The following is a 1,913-nucleotide window of genomic DNA, read 5'->3' as shown; positions in this document are numbered from 1 at the left end:
TTATCAAAGTCAATTAACCAAGATACAACGTCGTTTAGATAAAGAAAATCAAGCTATTGACTCCATCAACGAAGCCAAACAACAAGCTCAAGATGCAGAGAAACAGATGGGAAAGGCTCAAACGGTTAGTGAGTATGAAGCGGTTAAGGAGAAATGGGATAAGGCACTGGCGATTTTAAATGATATCCCTTCTGATGTTTTTATTTCAGTTACTAATCTGAAAAACAATTATGAGTCAAAAAAGAAAGAAGTAGTTGCTATAATTGAAGATTTGAAGAAGCCAACACCATCACCTGAACCAACACCTACATCAACTCCTACACCTGAACCCTCTTCTATTCCTGAACCTACTCTGCGTTTATCAAATCCAAAATGGGACTATAGTGCTTTTAATTCTAACGTAAAAACACAGGTTTACGGAGGCGGTTCATACAGATTAGTTGATAAACCTACTTTTGATGAAAATAATAGACAAGTACAATGGATTGCTGAATATATGCCTGAAAATGAGAGTTTTCGTTACTATGGGGAGTTATATGGTCTTTTGTACAGATTCAAGGCCGAATTTAAAGACAAAGATGGAATCCTCATGGATTCTATTACCCTTAACGCCGATGGACAAGGGAACAGAAAGCGATATACACTGACAATTCCCGATTCAGTGTGGTCAAGATGGTCGGAAGTTACTCAAGTTATTATTACTAATTACTAAATTTGGTACAAAATGAATAAATTTCAACCTTTGAAAAGTGCTTAGGTTTTGTACCTCAAACGATCCTAAATCTTGGGTGTTAAAAACCCCAGTTATATCCAGTAAAACATTTATATATCAGATCATATTATGACCTGGAATCCTGGTAAAATCCTCAATAATGGTGAATACACAATTCAAAGTGTATTAGGTCAAGGTGGTTTTGGTGTTACTTATTTGGCTAGAGACACCAATCATATTCAAGTGGTAATTAAAACTCTTAATGATAAAGTACAAAACCATCGTGATTTTCCTCAGTTTCAACAAGATTTTGTCAATGAAGCTTTACGATTAGCTAAATGCAATCATCCTCATATTGTCAAGGTTTATGAAGTGATTCAAGAGGGTAATTTATGGTGTATGGTAATGGAGTATGCAGAAACAAATGATTTAGATACTTTAATTGCTAAGAAAAGACATTTATCAGAAAATGATGCTTTATATTATATTCAGCAAATAGGGGAAGCTTTAGATTATATTCATAGCTTAAATCCGCCGATGATTCATAGAGATGTGAAACCTGCTAATATTTTAATTAGAAATCATCAAGGAAAAAATCAAGCTATTTTAATTGATTTTGGTATTGCTCGTGAATTTAAACAGAATTTAACTCAATCTCAAACTCCCTTTTTATCCGATGGTTTTGCACCCATTGAACAATATGATAAACGAGCAAGAAGAGGTGCGTTTACTGATGTTTATGCTTTAGCAGCTACTCTCTATACAATGGTCACGGGAGAAGTACCAACGGCTGCACCTGCAAGGATGATGTTTCCTTTAACCCCTCCAAAACAAATTAATCCTCAAATTAGTGACAGATTAAATCAAGCTATTCTCCAAGGAATGGAATTAGAACCAGAAAATCGTCCGCAATCAATAGGAGAATGGTTTGTTTTATTAGGGTTGGCTTATCAAGGTAAATCTGTCAAAATTTATTCTCAATCTCAGCCAAAACAATTATCACCGAAAACCAAGCCAAAATCATCTTTTGTCACTACACCAGTTATTAAACCGCAACTTCAAAAAAATAGTTTACCCTGGATAATTACTATTGGTTCTGTGGTATCTTTATTGTTTGTAACGGGCTTGGTGGTAACTCAATCGGCTCATATTCCAACTATTTGTAAATCACTGGATAACTGTGCTATTGATGAGGAATTTA

General features: G+C 34.8%; 1 protein-coding gene and 1 pseudogene. Both read left to right on the top strand.

Annotated elements, in window-relative coordinates; all coding sequences use genetic code 11:
* Positions 1-712 (top strand): annotated as a pseudogene (locus FJR05_RS23830) (hypothetical protein); the annotation flags it as partial.
* A 129-nt stretch (positions 713-841) separates the two neighbouring features.
* Positions 842-1,913 (top strand): serine/threonine-protein kinase (locus tag FJR05_RS23825; RefSeq protein ID WP_168646404.1); only part of this gene is annotated, 1,072 nt, incomplete at its 3' end.

This window comes from Dolichospermum sp. UHCC 0259 (assembly GCF_009711935.1).
Classification (GTDB): Bacteria; Cyanobacteriota; Cyanobacteriia; order Cyanobacteriales; family Nostocaceae; genus Dolichospermum.
The sequence above is the reverse complement of the archived record's forward strand: the minus strand, read 5'-3'. Positions and strand labels throughout refer to the sequence as shown.